The organism is Mycobacterium sp. 852002-51163_SCH5372311, from assembly GCF_001667115.1.
Classification (GTDB): domain Bacteria; phylum Actinomycetota; class Actinomycetes; order Mycobacteriales; family Mycobacteriaceae; genus Mycobacterium.
Genome location: NZ_LZIJ01000066.1, coordinates 12824 through 30531, shown reverse-complemented (window position 1 = coordinate 30531; position 17708 = coordinate 12824). Strand labels below are relative to the sequence as shown.

The 17708-nt window shown below is 66.6% G+C and carries 14 protein-coding genes and 2 pseudogenes; 11 read left to right on the top strand and 5 right to left on the bottom strand.

The genetic code is table 11. The annotated features are described in order from the left end of the window. Positions 1–18: 18 nt before the first annotated feature. A complete protein-coding gene (gcvT, locus tag A5791_RS08085; RefSeq protein WP_067233753.1) occupies positions 19–1125 on the bottom strand; it encodes a glycine cleavage system aminomethyltransferase GcvT in 1107 nt (368 codons plus the stop codon). Positions 1126–1231: 106 nt separating this feature from the next. On the opposite strand from gcvT, the pseudogene A5791_RS08080 reads away from it, so the two are divergent. From A5791_RS08080 to A5791_RS08065, 4 genes and pseudogenes are all read left to right on the top strand, one after another. Beyond that, a pseudogene (locus A5791_RS08080) lies at positions 1232–1456 on the top strand (IS607 family transposase); the annotation flags it as partial. Further along, complete coding sequence (tnpB, locus tag A5791_RS08075; RefSeq protein WP_067233751.1) at positions 1456–2835, top strand: IS607 family element RNA-guided endonuclease TnpB; 1380 nt, start codon at positions 1456–1458, stop codon at positions 2833–2835. The pseudogene A5791_RS08080 and the gene tnpB, both read left to right, overlap by 1 nt. Before the next feature lie 103 nt (positions 2836–2938). Next, positions 2939–4063, top strand: a complete 1125-nt coding sequence (locus A5791_RS08070) for an adenylate/guanylate cyclase domain-containing protein (protein WP_067233794.1) — start codon at positions 2939–2941, stop codon at positions 4061–4063. A 54-nt stretch (positions 4064–4117) separates the two neighbouring features. Further along, positions 4118–5671, top strand: coding sequence for a leucyl aminopeptidase (locus tag A5791_RS08065; RefSeq protein ID WP_067233792.1), 1554 nt, complete (start codon positions 4118–4120; stop codon positions 5669–5671). 167 nt (positions 5672–5838) lie between these two features. Here A5791_RS08065 and A5791_RS08060 read toward each other — a convergent pair whose 3' ends face one another. Beyond that, positions 5839–7428, bottom strand: coding sequence for an NAD(P)/FAD-dependent oxidoreductase (locus A5791_RS08060; protein WP_067233749.1), 1590 nt, complete (start codon positions 7426–7428; stop codon positions 5839–5841). Positions 7429–7430: 2 nt separating this feature from the next. After that, the gene (locus A5791_RS08055; protein ID WP_231995833.1) at positions 7431–7895 is read right to left on the bottom strand and encodes an SRPBCC domain-containing protein; all 465 of its coding nucleotides are present in this window, start codon (positions 7893–7895) and stop codon (positions 7431–7433) included. 153 nt (positions 7896–8048) lie between these two features. On the opposite strand from A5791_RS08055, the pseudogene A5791_RS25890 reads away from it, so the two are divergent. Beyond that, positions 8049–8386, top strand: a pseudogene (locus tag A5791_RS25890) (aminopeptidase). A 6-nt stretch (positions 8387–8392) separates the two neighbouring features. Here the strand turns inward: A5791_RS25890 and A5791_RS08045 are convergent. Continuing rightward, positions 8393–10165: an SDR family oxidoreductase gene (locus A5791_RS08045; RefSeq protein WP_067233744.1), complete on the bottom strand. Its 1773-nt coding sequence runs from the start codon at positions 10163–10165 to the stop codon at positions 8393–8395. A 210-nt stretch (positions 10166–10375) separates the two neighbouring features. On the opposite strand from A5791_RS08045, the gene sucB reads away from it, so the two are divergent. The 5 genes from sucB (at position 10376) to A5791_RS08020 (ending at position 15599) form a co-directional block, all read left to right on the top strand. Beyond that, on the top strand, positions 10376–12187 hold the full coding sequence (gene sucB, locus A5791_RS08040) for a 2-oxoglutarate dehydrogenase, E2 component, dihydrolipoamide succinyltransferase (protein WP_067233742.1): 1812 nt from the start codon (positions 10376–10378) through the stop codon (positions 12185–12187). A gap of 4 nt (positions 12188–12191) precedes the next feature. Continuing rightward, positions 12192–13115, top strand: a complete 924-nt coding sequence (locus tag A5791_RS08035) for a TIGR01777 family oxidoreductase (protein ID WP_067233740.1) — start codon at positions 12192–12194, stop codon at positions 13113–13115. 76 nt (positions 13116–13191) lie between these two features. Beyond that, positions 13192–13893, top strand: a complete 702-nt coding sequence (gene lipB, locus A5791_RS08030) for a lipoyl(octanoyl) transferase LipB (RefSeq protein WP_067233737.1) — start codon at positions 13192–13194, stop codon at positions 13891–13893. Next, a complete protein-coding gene (lipA, locus tag A5791_RS08025; RefSeq protein WP_067233734.1) occupies positions 13890–14825 on the top strand; it encodes a lipoyl synthase in 936 nt (311 codons plus the stop codon). Before lipB ends, lipA begins: the two co-directional genes overlap by 4 nt. Positions 14826–14846: 21 nt before the next feature. Further along, positions 14847–15599 (top strand): DUF4191 domain-containing protein, encoded by a 753-nt coding sequence (locus tag A5791_RS08020; RefSeq protein ID WP_067233731.1) that lies wholly within the window; start codon positions 14847–14849, stop codon positions 15597–15599. A 17-nt stretch (positions 15600–15616) separates the two neighbouring features. On the opposite strand, the gene A5791_RS08015 is transcribed toward A5791_RS08020, so the two are convergent. Beyond that, a complete protein-coding gene (locus A5791_RS08015) occupies positions 15617–16039 on the bottom strand; it encodes an RDD family protein (protein ID WP_067233729.1) in 423 nt (140 codons plus the stop codon). A 195-nt stretch (positions 16040–16234) separates the two neighbouring features. Between A5791_RS08015 and glnA the strand changes: the two genes are divergently transcribed. Further along, entirely contained in the window at positions 16235–17671 is a 1437-nt protein-coding gene (glnA, locus tag A5791_RS08010) for a type I glutamate--ammonia ligase (RefSeq protein ID WP_067233726.1), read from the top strand. The last annotated feature ends 37 nt before the right edge of the window (positions 17672–17708 follow it).

Genomic DNA, 17708 nt, shown 5'->3' with positions numbered 1-17708 from the left:
CGTGCAAATGCCGGTCCGCTACCGGGTCTTGACGGCGACGAACGGCGGTCGCACCACTTCGCACTCCACCGGTCGGCCCCGCACGTCGACGATGACTCGCTGGCCGTCCTCGACGCCGGCGTCGGTGTCGATGAGCGCCAACCCGATTCCGATCTGCAGGGTCGGCGAGAACGTCCCCGACGTGGTGACTCCCACCGGCGCGTCGCCGGCGAGCACCGTCAGCCCCGGACGCAGCACACCGCGTCCGACCATGCGCAGCCCGCGCAGTAGCCGCCGCGGCCCGGCCTCCTTCTCGGCCAGCAGCGCGTCACGACCGAAGAACGCGTCCTTCTTCCAGCCGACCGCCCACCCGCAGCGGGCCTGCAGCGGCGAGATATCCAGCGAAAGCTCGTGGCCGTGCAGCGGATAACCCATCTCGGTGCGCAGCGTGTCGCGGGCCCCCAGGCCCGCGGGCTCACCGCCGGCATCCGCGACAGCCGCGACGAGGGCATCGAACACCACCCCCGAGGACTCCCACGGGGGCAGCAGTTCGTAACCGTGCTCGCCGGTGTAGCCCGTGCGGCAGACCCGCACCGGCACCCCGGAGTAGGAGGCATCGGCGTAGCCCATGTAATCCATGTCGGCGGGCAGCCCCAGCGCCGCCAGCACATCCGTCGAACGTGGACCCTGCACCGCCAGCACCGCATATGACCGGTGCTGGTTGGTGATGCTCAGCCCGGCGCGTAAACCAGCCTCAGCGGCGGCCTGCAGCGCGTCGACCACGGCGGCGGTATTGGCGGCGTTGGGCACCAGAAAGATCTCGTCGTCGTCGACGTAGTAGGCGATCAGGTCGTCGATGACGCCGCCAGATTCGGTGCAGCACAACGTATATTGCGCTTTGCCCGGTTCGATGCGGCTCAGGTCGTTGGTGAGCGCGGAGTTGACGAACTCCGCCGCACCGGGACCGCGAACCAATGCTTTGCCGAGGTGACTGACGTCGAACAGGCCGACGGCGTTGCGGGTGGCTTTGTGTTCGCTGACCGTTCCGGCATACGACACCGGCATCAGCCAGCCGCTGAACTCAGCGAAATTCGCGCCCAGCTCGCGATGGCGGTCTTCCAGCGGTCCGTGCTGCAGGTCGGTCACGTCGTCCCACCCTAATGAGGGGTGCCAACTGATGCGGTCTGAGTGGTCGTTAGTTGTCAGTGGTGTGCTGTAGGAACGGGGCATGAATCCCGCTGGGTGGGCTGAACGCAACGGTATTTCGCGGTTCGGCTTCGAATATGTGCGGGCCGCGCTCGCGGCGCAGGGCCGCGAATTGGTCGTGGTGGATTCGTCTGGGGTTCATGACGATCTGGTGCGAGAGGTGACCTAGATTCTGACCTCGATACGTGCGCCGCTGTATGACAAACGCGCTGCGCAGAACGGTGCAAAGCGCGCCGTCGCTGCGGCTGCTACCGAAGACGCGGTGGCCTGATGGCAAAGTTTGAGGTTCCTGAGGGCTGGACGGTGCAGGCGTTTCGATTCACTCTGGACCCAACACGCGAACAAGCCGCCGACTTGGCGAGGCATTTCGGCGCTCGGCGTAAGGCATACAACTGGACCGTGGCCAAACTAAAAGCTGATATTGAGGCGTGGCATGCGACCGGCGCCGAGTCGGAGAAGCCGTCGCTGCGGATGTTGCGCAAGCGCTGGAACACAGTAAAAGACGGCGTGTGTGTCAACGCTGAGACAGGCCAGGTGTGGTGGTCGGAGTGCTCGAAGGAGGCCTACGCCGACGGCATCAGCGGCGCGGTCCACGGGTACTGGAACTGGCAGGCCTCGAGATCAGGCAAACGTGCTGGCAGAAGGATGGGCTTCCCCCGATTCAAGAAGAAGGGACACGACCCCGATCGTGTGTCGTTCACGACCGGTGCGATGCGTGTGGAGCCCGATCGCCGGCATCTGACGTTGCCGGTCATCGGGACCGTCCGCACGCACGAGAACACGCGCCGGATTGAGCGGCTCATCGCGAAAGGTCGAGCGCGGGTGCTGGCGATTACGGTGCGCCGGAATGGCACCCGGCTGGACGCGAGTGTGCGCGTCCTCGTCCAACGTCCCCTGCAACCGAAAGTGGCGGACCCCCTTTCACGGGTGGGAATTGATGTTGGGGTGCGGCGCCTCGCGACTGTCGCCAACGAGGACGGGACAGTGCTCCAACAAGTGCCCAATCCGCGGCCGCTCGACGCCGCGCTACACAAGCTGCGGCACGTTTCCCGGGCGCGGTCACGCTGTTCGAAAGGCTCACGGCGCTATGGTGAGCGCAGCACCAAGATTTCCAGGCTGCACCGCCGGGTCAACGACATCCGCACGCATCATTTGCACGTCCTGACAACGCGGTTGGCCAAAACCCACGGCCGCATCGTTGTCGAAGGGCTAGATGCGGCCGGGATGCTGCGGCAAAAGGGCCTCCCGGGTGCCCGCGCGCGTAGACGTGGACTCTCAGATGCAGCCCTGGGCACGCCGCGCCGGCACCTGTCGTATAAGACGGGCTGGTACGGTTCAGCACTGGTGGTCGTCGACCGCTGGTTCCCGTCGTCGAAAACCTGCCATGGCTGCGGGCATGTGCAAGACGTCGGCTGGGACGAAAAGTGGCGCTGCGACCACTGTTCGGTCATCCACCAACGTGATGACAACGCCGCGGTGAACCTCGCACGCTACGAGCAAACACCTAGCGTCGTCGGCCCAGTTGGGGCCGCCGTCAAGCGTGGAGCCGACCCTAAGACCGGGCTTGGCCCGGCAGGTGGCCGTGAAGCGCGGAAGGGACGCAGCCCCAAGGCTGCCGAACAACCCCGAGATGGGGTGCGAGTCGCATGATCACTAATGATCACTCACTCGCAACGGTATTGCTGGCAGACTTGGGCAGGTGTCCGATGCCGTGGCTGATGGTGGCGACCCGCCGCGCCCTGCATCGCCGCGCTTGCGATCGCCACTGGACTTCGACGCACTCGAGGCGGCCGGAATCGCGAACCCGCGTGAGCGTGCAGACCTGATCAAGTACCTGGACGACCTCGGCTTCACCGTCGACGAGATGGTCGAGGCTGAGCAGCGCGGCCGGCTGTTCGGACTGGCCGGGGACGTCCTGTCGTGGTCTGGACGGCCGATCTACACCTTTCCGGCCGCGGCCGAACAACTCGGGGTGGCGCCCGAGGAGGTCGCGCACGTGTGGGCGCTGCTCGGGTTGACGGTCGCCGGTCCTGACATCCCGGTGCTCAGCCAGGCCGATGTCGACGCCCTGGCGACGTGGGTGGCCATCAAATCGGTGGTGGGTGAGGACGGCGCGTTCGGCATGCTGCGGGTGCTCGGCGCCACGATGTCGCGGCTCGCGGAGGCTGAGTCGACAGTGATCCGCGCCGGAACGCCGGACATCCAGATGACCCACACCCACGACGAGCTGGCCACGGCGCAGGCGTATCGCGCGGTCGCGGAGTTCGTCCCGCGGATCGGGGCATTGATCGACGTTGTCCACCGCCACCACCTGATCAGCGCGCGCACCCACTTCGAGGGCGTCCTTCGCGACACGACGGCGAGCGTGGTGTGTGGCGTCGGTTTTGCGGATCTGTCCGGCTTCACTGCGCTCACTCAGGCGCTTGCCCCCGCGGAATTGTCGTACCTACTCAACGAATTCGCCGGCACAGTCTCAGAGGTGGTGCATGCCGACGGTGGCCGGGTGGTCAAGTTCATCGGCGACGAGGTGATGTGGGTATGCGGGTCGCCGGAGCGCCTTGCGCAGGCGGCGGTCGATCTCGTCGACCATCCGCGGGGACGCGAGGAGGGTCTGCAGGTCCGGGCGGGCCTTGCCTACGGCACCGTGCTGGCCATCAATGGCGACTATTTCGGCAGTCCGGTCAACCTGGCCGCGCGTCTGGTGGCGGCGGCAGCGCCATGTCAGATTCTGGCGTCGTCGCAGTTGCGCGACCAATTGCCGGACTGGCCCGCCGAAGCGCGTGGCCCGTTGACGCTCAAGGGTTTTGACGCCCCGGTGGCCGCCTTCGAATTGCACAGCGGGGACGGTGCCGACCTCAGCCCCGGCTGCGGTGGCTAGACCCGGTCGGCCGCTCACTCGGACGGCACCGTCCCCCGACTAGGGTGAGTGCGCGTGACCATCGAATCGGCCTACCAATCCCCCACCGTCACCGTCGCCAGCTCGCTGCCCAAGCGCAGCGTGGGTTCTTCGGTCTTGCTGGTGCCGGTCGTCTCGACCGGCGACGACGACCGGCCAGGGGCGGTCGTGGCGTCAGCCGAGCCGTTCCTGACCGCCGACGTGGTGGCGGAAATCGAGGCCGGCCTGCGCGCATTGGACGCCACCGGCGCCAGCGAACAAGTACACCGACTGGTGGTGCCGTCGTTGCCAGTGGGCAGTGTGCTGACCGTCGGCCTGGGCAAGCCCCGTCACGAGTGGCCGTCGGACACCATCCGGCGCGCCACCGGTGTGGCCGCGCGATCGCTCGGTAACGCCGAGACGGTGATCACCACGCTGGGCGAGTTGCCCGGCGAAGACACCTGCTCGGCCGTCGTCGAAGGGCTGATCCTGGGCGCCTACCGGTTCAGCGCGTTCCGCAGCGCCAAGACCGCGCCGAAAGACAGTGGACTGCGCCGGATCACCGTGCTGTCCACCGCCAAGGACGCCAAGAAGCAGAGTGAGCGCGGCGCGGCCGTCGCGACCGCCGTCGCGACGGCCCGCGACTTGGTCAACACTCCGCCGAGTCATCTGTTTCCCGCCGAATTCGCAAAGCGTGCAAAAGCTTTGGGCGAATCGGTCGGTCTCGAGGTGGAGGTGCTCGACGACAAGGCGCTGCGCAAAGCCGGCTACGGCGGGGTGATCGGCGTCGGGCAGGGCTCGTCGCGGCCGCCGCAGCTGGTGCGGCTGATCCACCGCGGCTCGCGGCTGGCCAATCCCCGGCAGGGCAGGAAGGCCAAGAAGGTGGCGCTGGTCGGAAAGGGCATCACCTTTGACACCGGCGGGATCTCGATCAAGCCGGCCGCGTCGATGCACCACATGACCTCGGACATGGGCGGGGCCGCCGCCGTCATCGCCACCGTGGCGCTGGCCGCGCAACTGGAGCTTCCCATCGACGTGATCGCCACCGTCCCGATGGCCGAGAACATGCCGTCGGCCACCGCGCAACGTCCCGGTGACGTGCTGACGCAGTACGGCGGGACAACCGTGGAGGTACTCAACACCGACGCGGAGGGCCGGCTGATCCTGGCCGACGCAATCGTTCGGGCCTGCGAGGACAATCCCGACTACCTGATCGAGACGTCCACGCTGACCGGGGCGCAGACCGTCGCGCTGGGCGCCCGGATTCCCGGCGTTATGGGCAGCGACGAGTTCCGCGACCGCGTCGCCGCGATCTCGCAGCGCGTCGGCGAAAACGGCTGGCCGATGCCGCTGCCCGACGAACTCAAGGACGATTTGAAATCCACCGTTGCCGACTTGGCCAATGTCAGCGGACAGCGATTCGCCGGAATGCTGGTGGCCGGGGTGTATCTGCGCGAATTCGTGGCCGACGGAGTGCAGTGGGCCCATATCGATGTCGCCGGCCCGGCATACAACACCGGCAGCGCGTGGGGCTATACCCCCAAGGGCGCCACCGGTGTGCCGACGCGCACCATGTTCGCGGTGCTGGACGACATCGTGCAGAACGGCTAGCAGTCTGGCTTTCATTGTGAGCCTGCGGCTTTGGTTGTGAAGCTACGGCTTTGGTTGTGCACGTACGGCGGGAATCGGCGCAGATTTCCGCCCAGGACTCACAACCAAAGCCGTAAGTTCACAACCGACGCCACGGATTCGGAATGAACCCACGGGTCGGCCGGGCGTTACTTGGTGAGCAGCGAGATCGCCGCTCGGCTCAACTTGCGTCGTGGCCAACCGGTGACGCCGTGCGCGGCCAGCGCGGCATTGGCCGCGTTACGTCCACATGCGCCGTGCACGGAACCCCCGGGTGTGGCCGAGGCGCTGCTCAAATACAGCCGCTCGACCGGGGTTTCGGCGCGTCCCATCCCAGGGGCGGGACGAAAGATCAGCATCTGCTGCAGTGAGGCGGTTCCGCCATTCAGAGCGCCCAGATGCAGATTGGCATCGCTGGCCTCCAAGTCCGACGGGCGTTGCACGAACCGCTCGACCACTCGCGAACCGAAGCCCGGCGCATGCTCTTCGATTACCTGGTCCACCGATTTGGCCAACTGCTCCGCTGACTCATCGTCTGCCACGTTTCGCGGCAAATGCGTGTAAGCCCAAACGCTTTCGGTGCCGGCAGGCGATCTGCTCGGGTCGGCTGTGGTGGTCTGTCCCAGTAGCATGAAGGGACGGTCGGGTACGACCCGGGTGTTCAGATCGGCCATCCAGCGCACCAGCCCGTGCCCGTCTGCTCCCAGATGAAGAGTGCCGGGCGCCTGCAGGCTCGCCGACCGCCACGGAATCGGACTGTCCAACGCATAGTTGACCTTTACCACCGGCGGATCCCACACGTAGTGCTCGAGCTCGCGACGCAGGCCCTCCGGAACCACGCCTGCCGGCAGCATGTCGCAGAACAATCGCGGTGCGGTCACATCAGCCACGACCGCACGCCGCGCGCGGACCGTCCGACCCTCGGCTGTGCTCACCCCGACAGCCCTACGGCCGCGAACCTGGATGCGAGAAACGTTCTGGCTACATTCAATTCGCGCTCCGGCTGAACACGCCCGCTTGACCAGAGCGGACGTCAACTGACCGGAACCGCCCACCGGCACCGGCCAGCCATAGTCCTGGCCGAGCATCGTCATCAAGAACCCGAACGCGCCACTGCCCGGCGCATCCAGCGGGGCGTCGGCGTGCATTGCGTTGCCCAGCAACAACACTCGCGGCGCCTCGCCGTCGAACAGCCGATCCACCATGGTGTTCGCCGGCTGCACCAGCAGATGGGCCAGCCGCATCGCCTCGGAGGTACCGAGTTTGAGCAGCAACCGCAGCATCGGAACAACGGGTGGAAACGGCGCCAACATGGCGTCGAGCAGCGGCGCTTTGATCCTGTTCCACAACTCCACGACCCGCCACCAATTGTCGCCGTCGGCGCGTTCGCGACGCGCGAATTCCGAAGCGGTGCGCGCGGGATCGCGGTAGAGGACGGGCGGGTCGTCGTCATCCGGGCTGCGCGGATGGCCCACCACCGCCGGCGCATGCGACCATCGCAGCCCGTGATCCTCCAGCTGCAACGCCGCCATCGCGGGCGAGGCCACCGTCATCGGATAGAACGAGCTGAACAGATCGGTGATGTAGCCCGGTGTCAGCTCGGCGCTGCGTACCGCGCCGCCCGGTTCGGGCTGGGCTTCGAGCACCAGCACGTCCCAACCGGCATCGGCCAGCATCGATGCGGCGACCAGGCCGTGGTGTCCGGCACCGATCACGACCGCGTCGACGACATCCGTCATCGCTAATTGACCTGCCCGGGTTCGAGACGTTCGGCCAATGCTGTCAGCCGCAGCAAGCACTCCCGGTTGCGCGGATAGATGGCTGCCAGCGTCAGTCGGTCGGGAATCACGTTGACCAGACCGGCCGCCGGAACCTCGATCATCTCGACTCGGCAACCGTCGGGAATCTCGGTCAGCCGCATCGTTATCCGGGCGGCGCCAAGCGAACCCAGGCCGGCGAGCAGCACGAGTTCCCGGCCAGGGGTACAGCTTTCGACCGTGGTCTGGTCGTCAATCACCAACGGCCATACCCCGATCGAGTGCCGGATCGCCGACCCCGGCTGCGGCCAGTGCGAGTCGACCGCACGAGTCCTGCTGTTGCCCACCACCCATTGGCTGTACGTCCATCCGTCGGCCAGCACGTCCCAGATCTGCTGGCAGGACGCTCTCACCTCCCGGGTAGCGGCCATCTCTCGGGTCGCCGTCATAAGCGGTCCTTTCCTCGGGAACACACCGGCGGATACCCCGAGCAGCCCGAACTAATACTGGACCGGGCAAGTCGCTTCACAGAGTTCTCACGTTTAACCGCCCGATCTAGCGGCTAACCGTCTTACCAGGTGTTATTCGACGGGAGGCCAACAATGACTGCGCGACGGGTGATCATCGCGGTGGGAGCTTTGCTGTTGCTCGCCGGCGTGATCGGACTCCTGGTGCCGGTGTCGGTGTCCGACGGCAACGGCGGTTCCGTGGCATGTGGCAGCGGGATCGCCTCCGATCTCTCCGCGGCCAAGAATGCCAACGAAAGGAACGGGGCCAACATCCCGATCCTCAATCAAGTCATCCCGCACACCGACTTTGTGGCGCAATGCGAGTCGTCGCTGTCTACCCGGCGCAGCTGGTCCATTCCGCTAACGCTGGTCGGGCGGTCGGGATCGGCGGTGCGCTGCTGGTGCGACGCTCCGAAACGGCTCGCGTCTGAGCCTTTTCAGATCACGCGCATGCGTGCGGTGCTGCGCAGGGCCTGCGGCAAAAACCGCGAAAGGCCGTACAGCGCATAGGCTTCCGGAGCGACCGGACGAATCGGTTTCTTCTTCTTGACCGACGACAAAATGGCGTCGGCCACCTTGTCCGGCCCGTAACGGCGCACCCCGAACATTTTGTTCAGCTGGCCGCGCCGGTCGTCGACCCGCTCATCTCGGCCCACCGGTGCGTCGAAGCGGGTGTTGCTGATGATGTTGGTGTTTATGACACCGGGACAGATGGTGGTCAGTCCCACCCCGGCGAAGTCCAGTTCGGCCCGCAGGCAATCGGAGAACATGAAGCTCGCCGCCTTGGCGGTGCAGTAGGCGCTGAGCGACTGTAGCGGCGCATACGCCGCCATCGACGAAACGTTGACGATGTACCCGCCGGTGCCGCGCTCGACCAGACGTTGGGCGAACGACCGGCAGCCGTTGACCACACCGCCGAGGTTGACCTCCAGCACGCGGTCGAATTGGTCGGCGGGGGTGTCCAGGAACCGTCCCGCCTGCCCGATGCCGGCGTTGTTGACGACGATGTCGGGCAGGCCGTGCTCGGCAGTGACCCGCTCGGCGAAGGCCTCGACGGCGTCGGCGTCCGACACGTCGAGCACATAGGGATGCGCGACGCCGCCGCGCGCGGCGATCTCTGCGGCGGTCTCCTTGACGGCGGCCTCGTCGATGTCGCTGACCAATACCTCGGCGCCCTCGCGCGCGAACGCGAGCGCGGTCTCGCGGCCGATTCCGCTGCCGGCGCCGGTGATCGACACCAGAGTGTCGCCGAAGTACTGGCGCGGCCGCCCCACCTGTGCCCGCAGCATCGCCCGGCTCGGCGTCTTGCCTTCGGCCACATCGGCGAAGTCATGCACCGCGGCCGCCAGCACCTGCGGGTGCGACATCGGTGAGAAGTGTCCGGCCTTGATGTCGCGGCGCCACAGCCGCGGGACCCAGCGTGCGGTCTCGTCGTACCCATAGGGGCGCACGTACTTGTCTTGGGTGTTCACGATGAGCTGCACCGGCACGTCGACGATCGGAACCGGCCGCTTCCTGGCGAATGAGCGAAAGTAGTTGGCGGGGTAGGTTTTTACCGAATGGGCGGCATCGCTGGCCAATTTCGCGGAGTGATGGATCTTGTCCTCGGGGATGTTGTCGACCATGTTGCGCCGCGCCGACGCCCGCGACAGCGCCACCCGCAGGAATAGCGGCGCCAGCACGGGTATCGACAAAAACACCATGTAGCTGAACCGCAGTGCCTGGACGATCGACCGGGTGAACCTACGCACGCGCCACGGCCGGCGCAGCCCGCTGAAGATGTAGTGGACCACTTGGTCCTGGCTCGGGCCGGACACCGACGTGAAGGAGGCGACCCGGTCGCCGGCGCCCGGGCGGGTGAGGTACTCCCACACACCCACCGAACCCCAGTCGTGGGCCAGGACATGCACTGGCTGGCCGGGGCTGAGCTCGCCGGTGACGGCCGCGAAGTCGTCGGCGAATCGCTCCATGGTGTACGCCGATACCGGTTTGGGCGCCGACGACAACCCCACACCGCGGTTGTCGTAACGGATGATCCGGAACCGCTCGGCCAGCAGCGGAACGACCCCGTCCCACAGGACATGCGAGTCCGGAAAGCCGTGCACCAGCACCACCGTCGGCCCCTCGGGGTTGCCTTCCTCGTAGACCGCGATGCGCACGCCGTCCGCGCTGTCCACGAACCGCTGGGGCGCCTGTGGTGATACCGCCATCGAACCTCGCTACCTGGGAGTTGAGCTGTGGGCACACGGTAGCAAGCTGGCCGGCGCCGTCCCCCCGACCACTACGCCCTGAATGTGTGCCCACAAACGGGCGATGACAGGATAGTTTCGTTCTATCTGGGTTCCTCCTCCGGTACTCGACGGTGTGGTAAGCCAGATGACGACCTGGGCCGACCCACGAGTGATCGAGGAGTCAAACGAATGGCGTTCTCCGTCCAGATGCCGGCACTTGGTGAGAGCGTCACCGAGGGAACGGTCACCCGCTGGCTCAAGCAAGAAGGCGACACCGTCGAACTCGACGAGCCTCTGGTGGAGGTGTCGACGGACAAGGTGGACACCGAAATTCCGTCACCGGCCGCGGGTGTGCTGACCAAGATCATCGCCCAGGAGGACGACACCGTCGAGGTCGGCGGCGAGCTGGCCATCATTGGCGATGGAACCGATGGCGGAGCTTCGCAGGCAGACACCTCCGGGGGCGCCGCGGCGGCTCAACCGGAACCAGAACCACAGCCCGAACCGGAACCCGCACCCGAACCGCAAGCGCAGGCGCCATCAGAACCCGAGCCTGAGCCGGCGGCACGCGCCCAGCAACCCTCCGGCGGCGAGAGCGCGACGCCGGTGCTCATGCCCGAACTCGGCGAGTCGGTGGCCGAAGGCACGGTGACGCGCTGGCTGAAGAAAGTCGGCGAGTCGGTTCAGGTCGACGAGCCGCTGGTGGAAGTGTCCACCGACAAGGTGGACACCGAGATTCCGTCACCGGTGGCCGGCGTCCTGGTCAGTATCACCGCCGAGGAGGACGTGACGGTCGCGGTCGGCGGCGAGCTTGCGCGCGTCGGCGTCGCTTCCGAGACCGGTGCCCAGCCCGCTCCGGCTCCGGAGCCCAAGCCGGAACCCAAACCCGAACCCAAACCGGAGCCCGCCGCCGAAGCGGCCAAACCGGCCCCGCCACCGGAACCCAAACCAGAACCGAAGCCGGAACCCAAACCCGAACCCAAGCCAGAAACCAAGCCCGAACCGGCAGCCGAGCCGGCCGCGGCAGCCGAGGGTGACGGCGGGCCCTATGTGACCCCGCTGGTCCGAAAACTGGCCGCCGAGAACAACATCGACCTGGCAGAGGTGACCGGCACCGGCGTTGGCGGCCGGATCCGCAAGCAGGACGTGCTGGCCGCCGCAGAGCAGAAGCAACAGGCCAGGCAGGCACCCGCCGTCCCAGCGCCGGCCGCTCAAGCTCCCGCTGCGCCGGCGGCAGGCGTTTCAGCGGCGCCCACCGCGGCGCCCGCGCTGGCCCACCTGCGCGGCACCACGCAGAAGGCCAGCCGGATCCGCCAGATCACCGCCAACAAAACGCGCGAATCCTTGCAGGCCACCGCGCAGCTCACCCAGACCCACGAGGTCGACATGACCAAGATCGTGGCGTTGCGGGCCAGAGCCAAGGCCGTGTTCGCCGAACGCGAGGGCGTGAATCTGACCTATCTGCCGTTTATCGCCCGCGCCGCGATCGACGCGCTGAAGATTCATCCCAACATCAACGCGAGCTACAACGAGGAAACCAAGGAAATCACCTATTACGACGCCGAGCACCTCGGCTTCGCGGTCGACACCGAACAGGGACTGCTCTCCCCCGTCATTCACAATGCCGGCGACCTGTCGCTGGCCGGGTTGGCCCGCGCCATCGTCGATATCGCCGCACGGGCGCGCTCTGGCAACCTGAAACCCGACGAATTGTCCGGCGGCACTTTCACTATCACGAACATCGGCAGCCAGGGCGCGCTGTTCGACACCCCGATCCTGGTTCCGCCTCAGGCCGCCATGCTGGGCACGGGGGCCATTGTCAAGCGCCCGCGAGTGGTCGTCGACGCGTTGGGCAACGAGTCGGTCGGGATCCGGTCGATCTGTTACCTGCCGCTGACCTACGACCATCGGCTGATCGACGGTGCCGATGCCGGGCGTTTCCTCACCACCATCAAGAACCGGCTCGAAGAGGGAGCGTTCGAGGCCGATTTGGGACTGTGACGACGTGGCTCGAGCTGGTCGGAAGGCCGTTATCGCCATCGCGGGTTCGTCCGGCCTGATCGGTTCGGCGTTGGCCGCGGCGCTGCGCGCCAACGACCACCCGGTGTTGCGAATCGTTCGTCGTACACCGACGAACTCCGAAGAGCTGCACTGGAATCCGGAAAGCGGCGAGTTCGACATCGACGCGCTGGCCGAGGTGGACGCCGTCGTCAATCTGTGCGGCGTGAACATCAGCCGGCGTCGCTGGTCGGGAGCATTCAAGCAGAGCCTGCGGGACAGCCGGATCGCGCCCACCGAAGTGCTGTCCGCCGCGGTAGCCGACGCCGGCGTCGAGACGTTGATCAATGCCAGCGCGGTGGGCTACTACGGGAACACCAAAGACCGTGTGGTCGACGAAAATGACAGGGCCGGAACGGGTTTCCTGGCGCAGCTCTGTGAGGACTGGGAAGCCGCCACGTTGCCCGCGCAGTACGCGGGTTGCCGGGTGGTGCTGGCACGCACAGGGGTGGTGCTGGCCCCCGCGGGCGGTGCGCTGCGCAAGTTGCGACCGCTGTTCTCGGCGGGTCTGGGGGCACGGCTCGGCAGCGGCCGGCAGTACATGTCCTGGGTCAGCCTGGAAGACGAGGTGCGCGCGCTGCTGTTCGCCATCTCGCACTCCTCGCTGTCCGGCCCGGTCAACATGACCGGGCCGGCTCCGGTTACCAACGCCGAGTTCACCACCGCCCTCGGCCGCGCGGTCAACCGGCCGACCCCGTTGACGCTGCCCGGTTTCGCGGTACGGGCGGCACTGGGCGAATTCGCCGACGAGGGACTGCTGACCGGTCAGCGCGCCATCCCGTCGGCCCTCGAGGCGGCCGGTTTCCAGTTCCACCACAACACCATCGGCGAAGCGCTCGCCTACGCCACCGCGCGGCGCGACGCGGATTAGGCCCTCTCCGCGCCGAGCGTGGCCCTGAAAACCGGACGCGAGGGCCGCGCACACGCATCCGAGTAACCTCACGGGCATGAGTTCCATCCGGTCGTCAGCGTCCGCGATCGACGTGCGCTGGCTGCAGACGATCGACTACCGTGCCGCGTGGCAATTGCAGCGGGATCTGGCCGACGCCCGCGTCTCCGGCGGCCGCGACACCTTGCTGCTACTGGAACATCCCGGTGTCTATACCGCCGGGCGCCGCACCGAGCCACACGAGCGGCCGGTTGACGGAACTCCTGTTGTCGACACCGACCGCGGCGGCAAGATCACCTGGCATGGTCCTGGGCAGCTGGTCGGCTATCCGATCATCGGCTTGGCAGAGCCGCTGGATGTGGTCAATTACGTTCGGCGCCTTGAGGAATCGCTGATCAAGGTGTGCACCGATCTGGGCTTGGACGTGCGCCGGGTCGACGGCCGCTCCGGGGTCTGGCTGCCGGCCGACGGTGGCCGTCCGGCACGCAAAGTCGCCGCCATCGGCGTGCGGGTATCGCGCGCCACGACGCTGCACGGGTTCGCGCTCAACTGCAACTGCGACTTGGCGGCATACACCGCCATCGTGCCGTGCGGCATCAGCGACGCCGGTGTCACGTCGTTGTCGGCCGAACTCGGGCGCACGGTTACCGTCGAGGAGGTCCGCGCGCCCGTCGCCGATGCCGTGTGCGACGCCCTGGACGGACGCCTCGCGCTGACCTGGCAGCCGGCCAGGCCCGCCCGCGTAGCATCGATACCGTGACTTTGCCCGAAGGCCGCAAGCTTTTGCGCCTCGAAGTGCGCAATGCGCAGACCCCGATCGAGCGCAAGCCACCGTGGATCAAGACCCGTGCGCGGATGGGACCGGAGTACAGCGAGCTGAAGAGCCTGGTCCGCCGGGAGGGCCTGCACACGGTCTGCGAAGAGGCCGGTTGCCCCAACATCTTCGAATGCTGGGAGGACCGGGAAGCCACCTTCCTGATCGGCGGCGACCAGTGCACCCGTCGCTGCGACTTCTGTCAGATCGACACCGGCAAGCCTGCTGCCCTGGATCGCGACGAGCCCCGCCGGGTCGCCCAGAGCGTGCAAACGATGGGTCTGCGCTACGCCACCGTCACCGGTGTCGCCCGTGACGACCTGCCCGACGGCGGCGCCTGGCTCTACGCGGAGACCGTGCGTGCCATCAAAGAGCTCAATCCCGCTACCGGTGTCGAACTGTTGATCCCCGACTTCAACGGCGAGGCCGCCCGGCTGAACGAGGTCTTCGAGTCACGCCCAGAAGTGTTGGCGCACAACGTCGAAACCGTCCCCCGCATCTTCAGACGGATTCGGCCTGCGTTCACCTATCAGCGCAGCCTGGATGTGCTGACCGCGGCGCGCGACTTCGGCCTGGTCACCAAGAGCAACCTGATCCTCGGCCTGGGCGAGACACCAGACGAGGTGCGCACCGCACTGGTCGATCTGCGCACTGCGGGCTGCGACATCGTCACCATCACCCAATATCTGCGGCCGTCGACGCGTCACCACCCGGTCGAGCGCTGGATACCGCCCGAGGAGTTCGCCGAGTACGCGACATACGCCGAAGGGCTCGGGTACGACGGAGTGCTGGCCGGGCCACTGGTGCGGTCGTCCTACCGCGCGGGCCGGCTGTACGCGCAAGCGGCGGCCCGCCACCGCGCCGCGGCAGCGCGCTGATCGCAACTATCCTTGGTGACTATGGCTAAACCCCGAAGCGCCGCGGAGAACAAGGCCGCCCGAGCCGAGGCGAAGGCAGCCGCCAAGGCCGCCGGTCGTGAGCGGCGCGCTCAGATGTGGCAGGTCTTCACCACGCAGCGCAAAGAGGACAAGCGGCTGCTGCCGTACATGATCGGCGCCTTCGTGCTGGTCGCCGGGGTATCGTCGGCCGTCGGCGTGCTGTCCGGCGGGATCGCCATGATCATGATGATCGTGCTCGGCGTGGTGCTGGGCGCGCTGGTGGCGTTCATCATCTTCACGCGTCGTGCCCAGCGCAGCATCTACCGCCAGGCCGAAGGCCAAACCGGCGCCGCGGGGTGGGTGCTCGACAACATGCGTGGCAAGTGGCGGGTGACCCCGGGCGTGGCCGGCACCGGCCACTTGGACGTGGTCCACCGGGTACTCGGCCGTCCCGGTGTCATCCTTGTCGGCGAGGGGTCGCCGAGCCGGGTCAAACCGCTGCTGGCACAAGAGAAGAAGCGCACCGCGCGGCTGGTCGGCGACGTGCCGATCTACGACATCGTCGTCGGCAACGGCGACGGCGAAGTTCCGCTGGCCAAGCTGGAGCGCCACCTGACTCGTCTTCCGGTCAACATCAACACCAAGCAGATCGACTCGCTGGAGTCGCGAATGTCCGCGCTGGGATCGCGAGCCGGCGCCGGCGCCCTCCCCAAGGGGCCGCTGCCCAATGCCGGCAAGATGCGCGGCATTCAGCGCACAGTGCGCCGTAAATAGCTAGCGCCGCACCAGGCCTAGCGCCGGACGACTGCGGTTCCAGTGAGCCGGTCCTGCAGGCCCCGTCCGTCAGTGTCGGTGAACAGCGGCGGGACCACCAACCCGATCAACAGACCCCGCGCCGTCAGCCGGCCGATGCCCACCGGGATCCGGCCGTCCACGGCCGCGACCTGCAGGCCCGCCACCAATTGGCCGGGTGTGAATCCGAACAGACGTACCGACACCGCGCCGAGCACCAGCCAGACGACCAGAATCATCGTCGACAACATCGCCTTTGGGAACGCGCCGAATCCCATCGCCAGCAATGCCAGGCCGTAGGCAATCAGCCAGTCGATGATCAGCGCGACCAGGCGGCGGCCCATCGATGCGAGTGAGCCCGGCCCCGTCTGCGGCAACCCGAGCGTCTCGCCGGGGTATCCCGGCTGCGATCCTGCGGTCATCGATGTGGCCCCAGATCCCAGGTCAACGGACACCAGTTACGATCTTGCGGGCCATGGCCTCACAATAGGGCGACAGTTACCCGGAGTCCGTTGCGGGCGGCATGGTCGCGTAACGTCTGCGCAACACGGGGTTGACAAACGAGCAATAACAACTCCATAGCGTCGGCCGCGAATTACCAAGTAAAGGAGCCTTCAGTGACGGAAATGACGCCCGACGACGTCTTCAAACTCGCGAAAGACGAAGACGTTGAGTTTGTCGACGTCCGGTTCTGTGACCTACCCGGGATCATGCAGCACTTCACCATTCCGGCGACCGTGCTCGACGAGACCTTGTTCGAAGAGGGCGTGGCCTTTGACGGCTCGTCGATTCGCGGGTTCCAAGCCATCCACGAGTCCGACATGGTGCTGCTTCCCGACCCGGACACCGCGCAGATCGACCCGTTCCGCGAGGCGAAGACGCTGAACCTCAACTTCTTCGTGCATGACCCGTTCACGCTGGAGCCGTACTCGCGCGACCCACGCAACATCGCCCGCAAGGCCGAGGCCTACCTGGCCAGCACCGGCATCGCCGACACCGCGTACTTCGGCGCCGAGGCGGAGTTCTACATCTTCGACTCGGTGAGCTTCGATTCGACCGCCAACGGCTCGTTCTACGAGGTGGACGCGATCTCGGGGTGGTGGAACACCGGAAACGCGACCGAGACCGACGGCAGCGCCAACCGCGGCTACAAGGTGCGCCACAAAGGCGGATACTTCCCGGTTGCCCCCAACGACCATTACGTCGACCTGCGCGACAAGATGCTGACCAACCTGATCAAGGCCGGCTTCATTCTGGAGAAGGGCCACCACGAGGTCGGCACCGGCGGCCAGGCCGAGATCAACTATCAGTTCAACTCGCTGCTGCACGCCGCCGACGACTTGCAGCTCTACAAATACATCGTCAAGAACACCGCATGGCAGAACGGCAAGACCGTGACGTTCATGCCCAAGCCGCTGTTCGGCGACAACGGCTCGGGTATGCACACCCACCAGTCGCTGTGGAAAGACGGCAGCCCGCTGATGTACGACGAGACCGGGTATGCCGGCCTGTCGGACACGGCACGCCATTACATCGGCGGCCTGCTGCACCACGCGCCGTCGCTGCTGGCGTTCACCAACCCGACGGTGAACTCCTACAAGCGGCTGGTTCCTGGTTACGAGGCACCGATCAACCTGGTGTACAGCCAGCGCAACCGGTCGGCATGCGTGCGCATCCCGATCACCGGCAACAACCCGAAGGCCAAGCGGCTGGAGTTCCGTTGCCCCGACTCGTCGGGCAACCCGTACCTGGCGTTCTCGGCGATGCTGATGGCCGGCCTGGACGGCATCAAGAACAAGATCGAGCCGCAGGCACCCGTCGACAAGGACCTCTACGAGTTGCCGCCGGAGGAGGCCGCGAACATTCCGCAGGCCCCCACCCAGCTGGCGGACGTGATCGACCGGTTGGAGGCCGACCACGAATACCTCACGGAGGGAGGCGTTTTCACGCCTGACCTGATCGAGACGTGGATCAGCTTCAAGCGCGAAAACGAGATCGACCCGGTCAACATCCGGCCGCACCCCTACGAGTTCGCGCTCTACTACGACGTGTAGAGAAGGCCCCGGCTCCCCCGCGAGCAGACGCAGAATC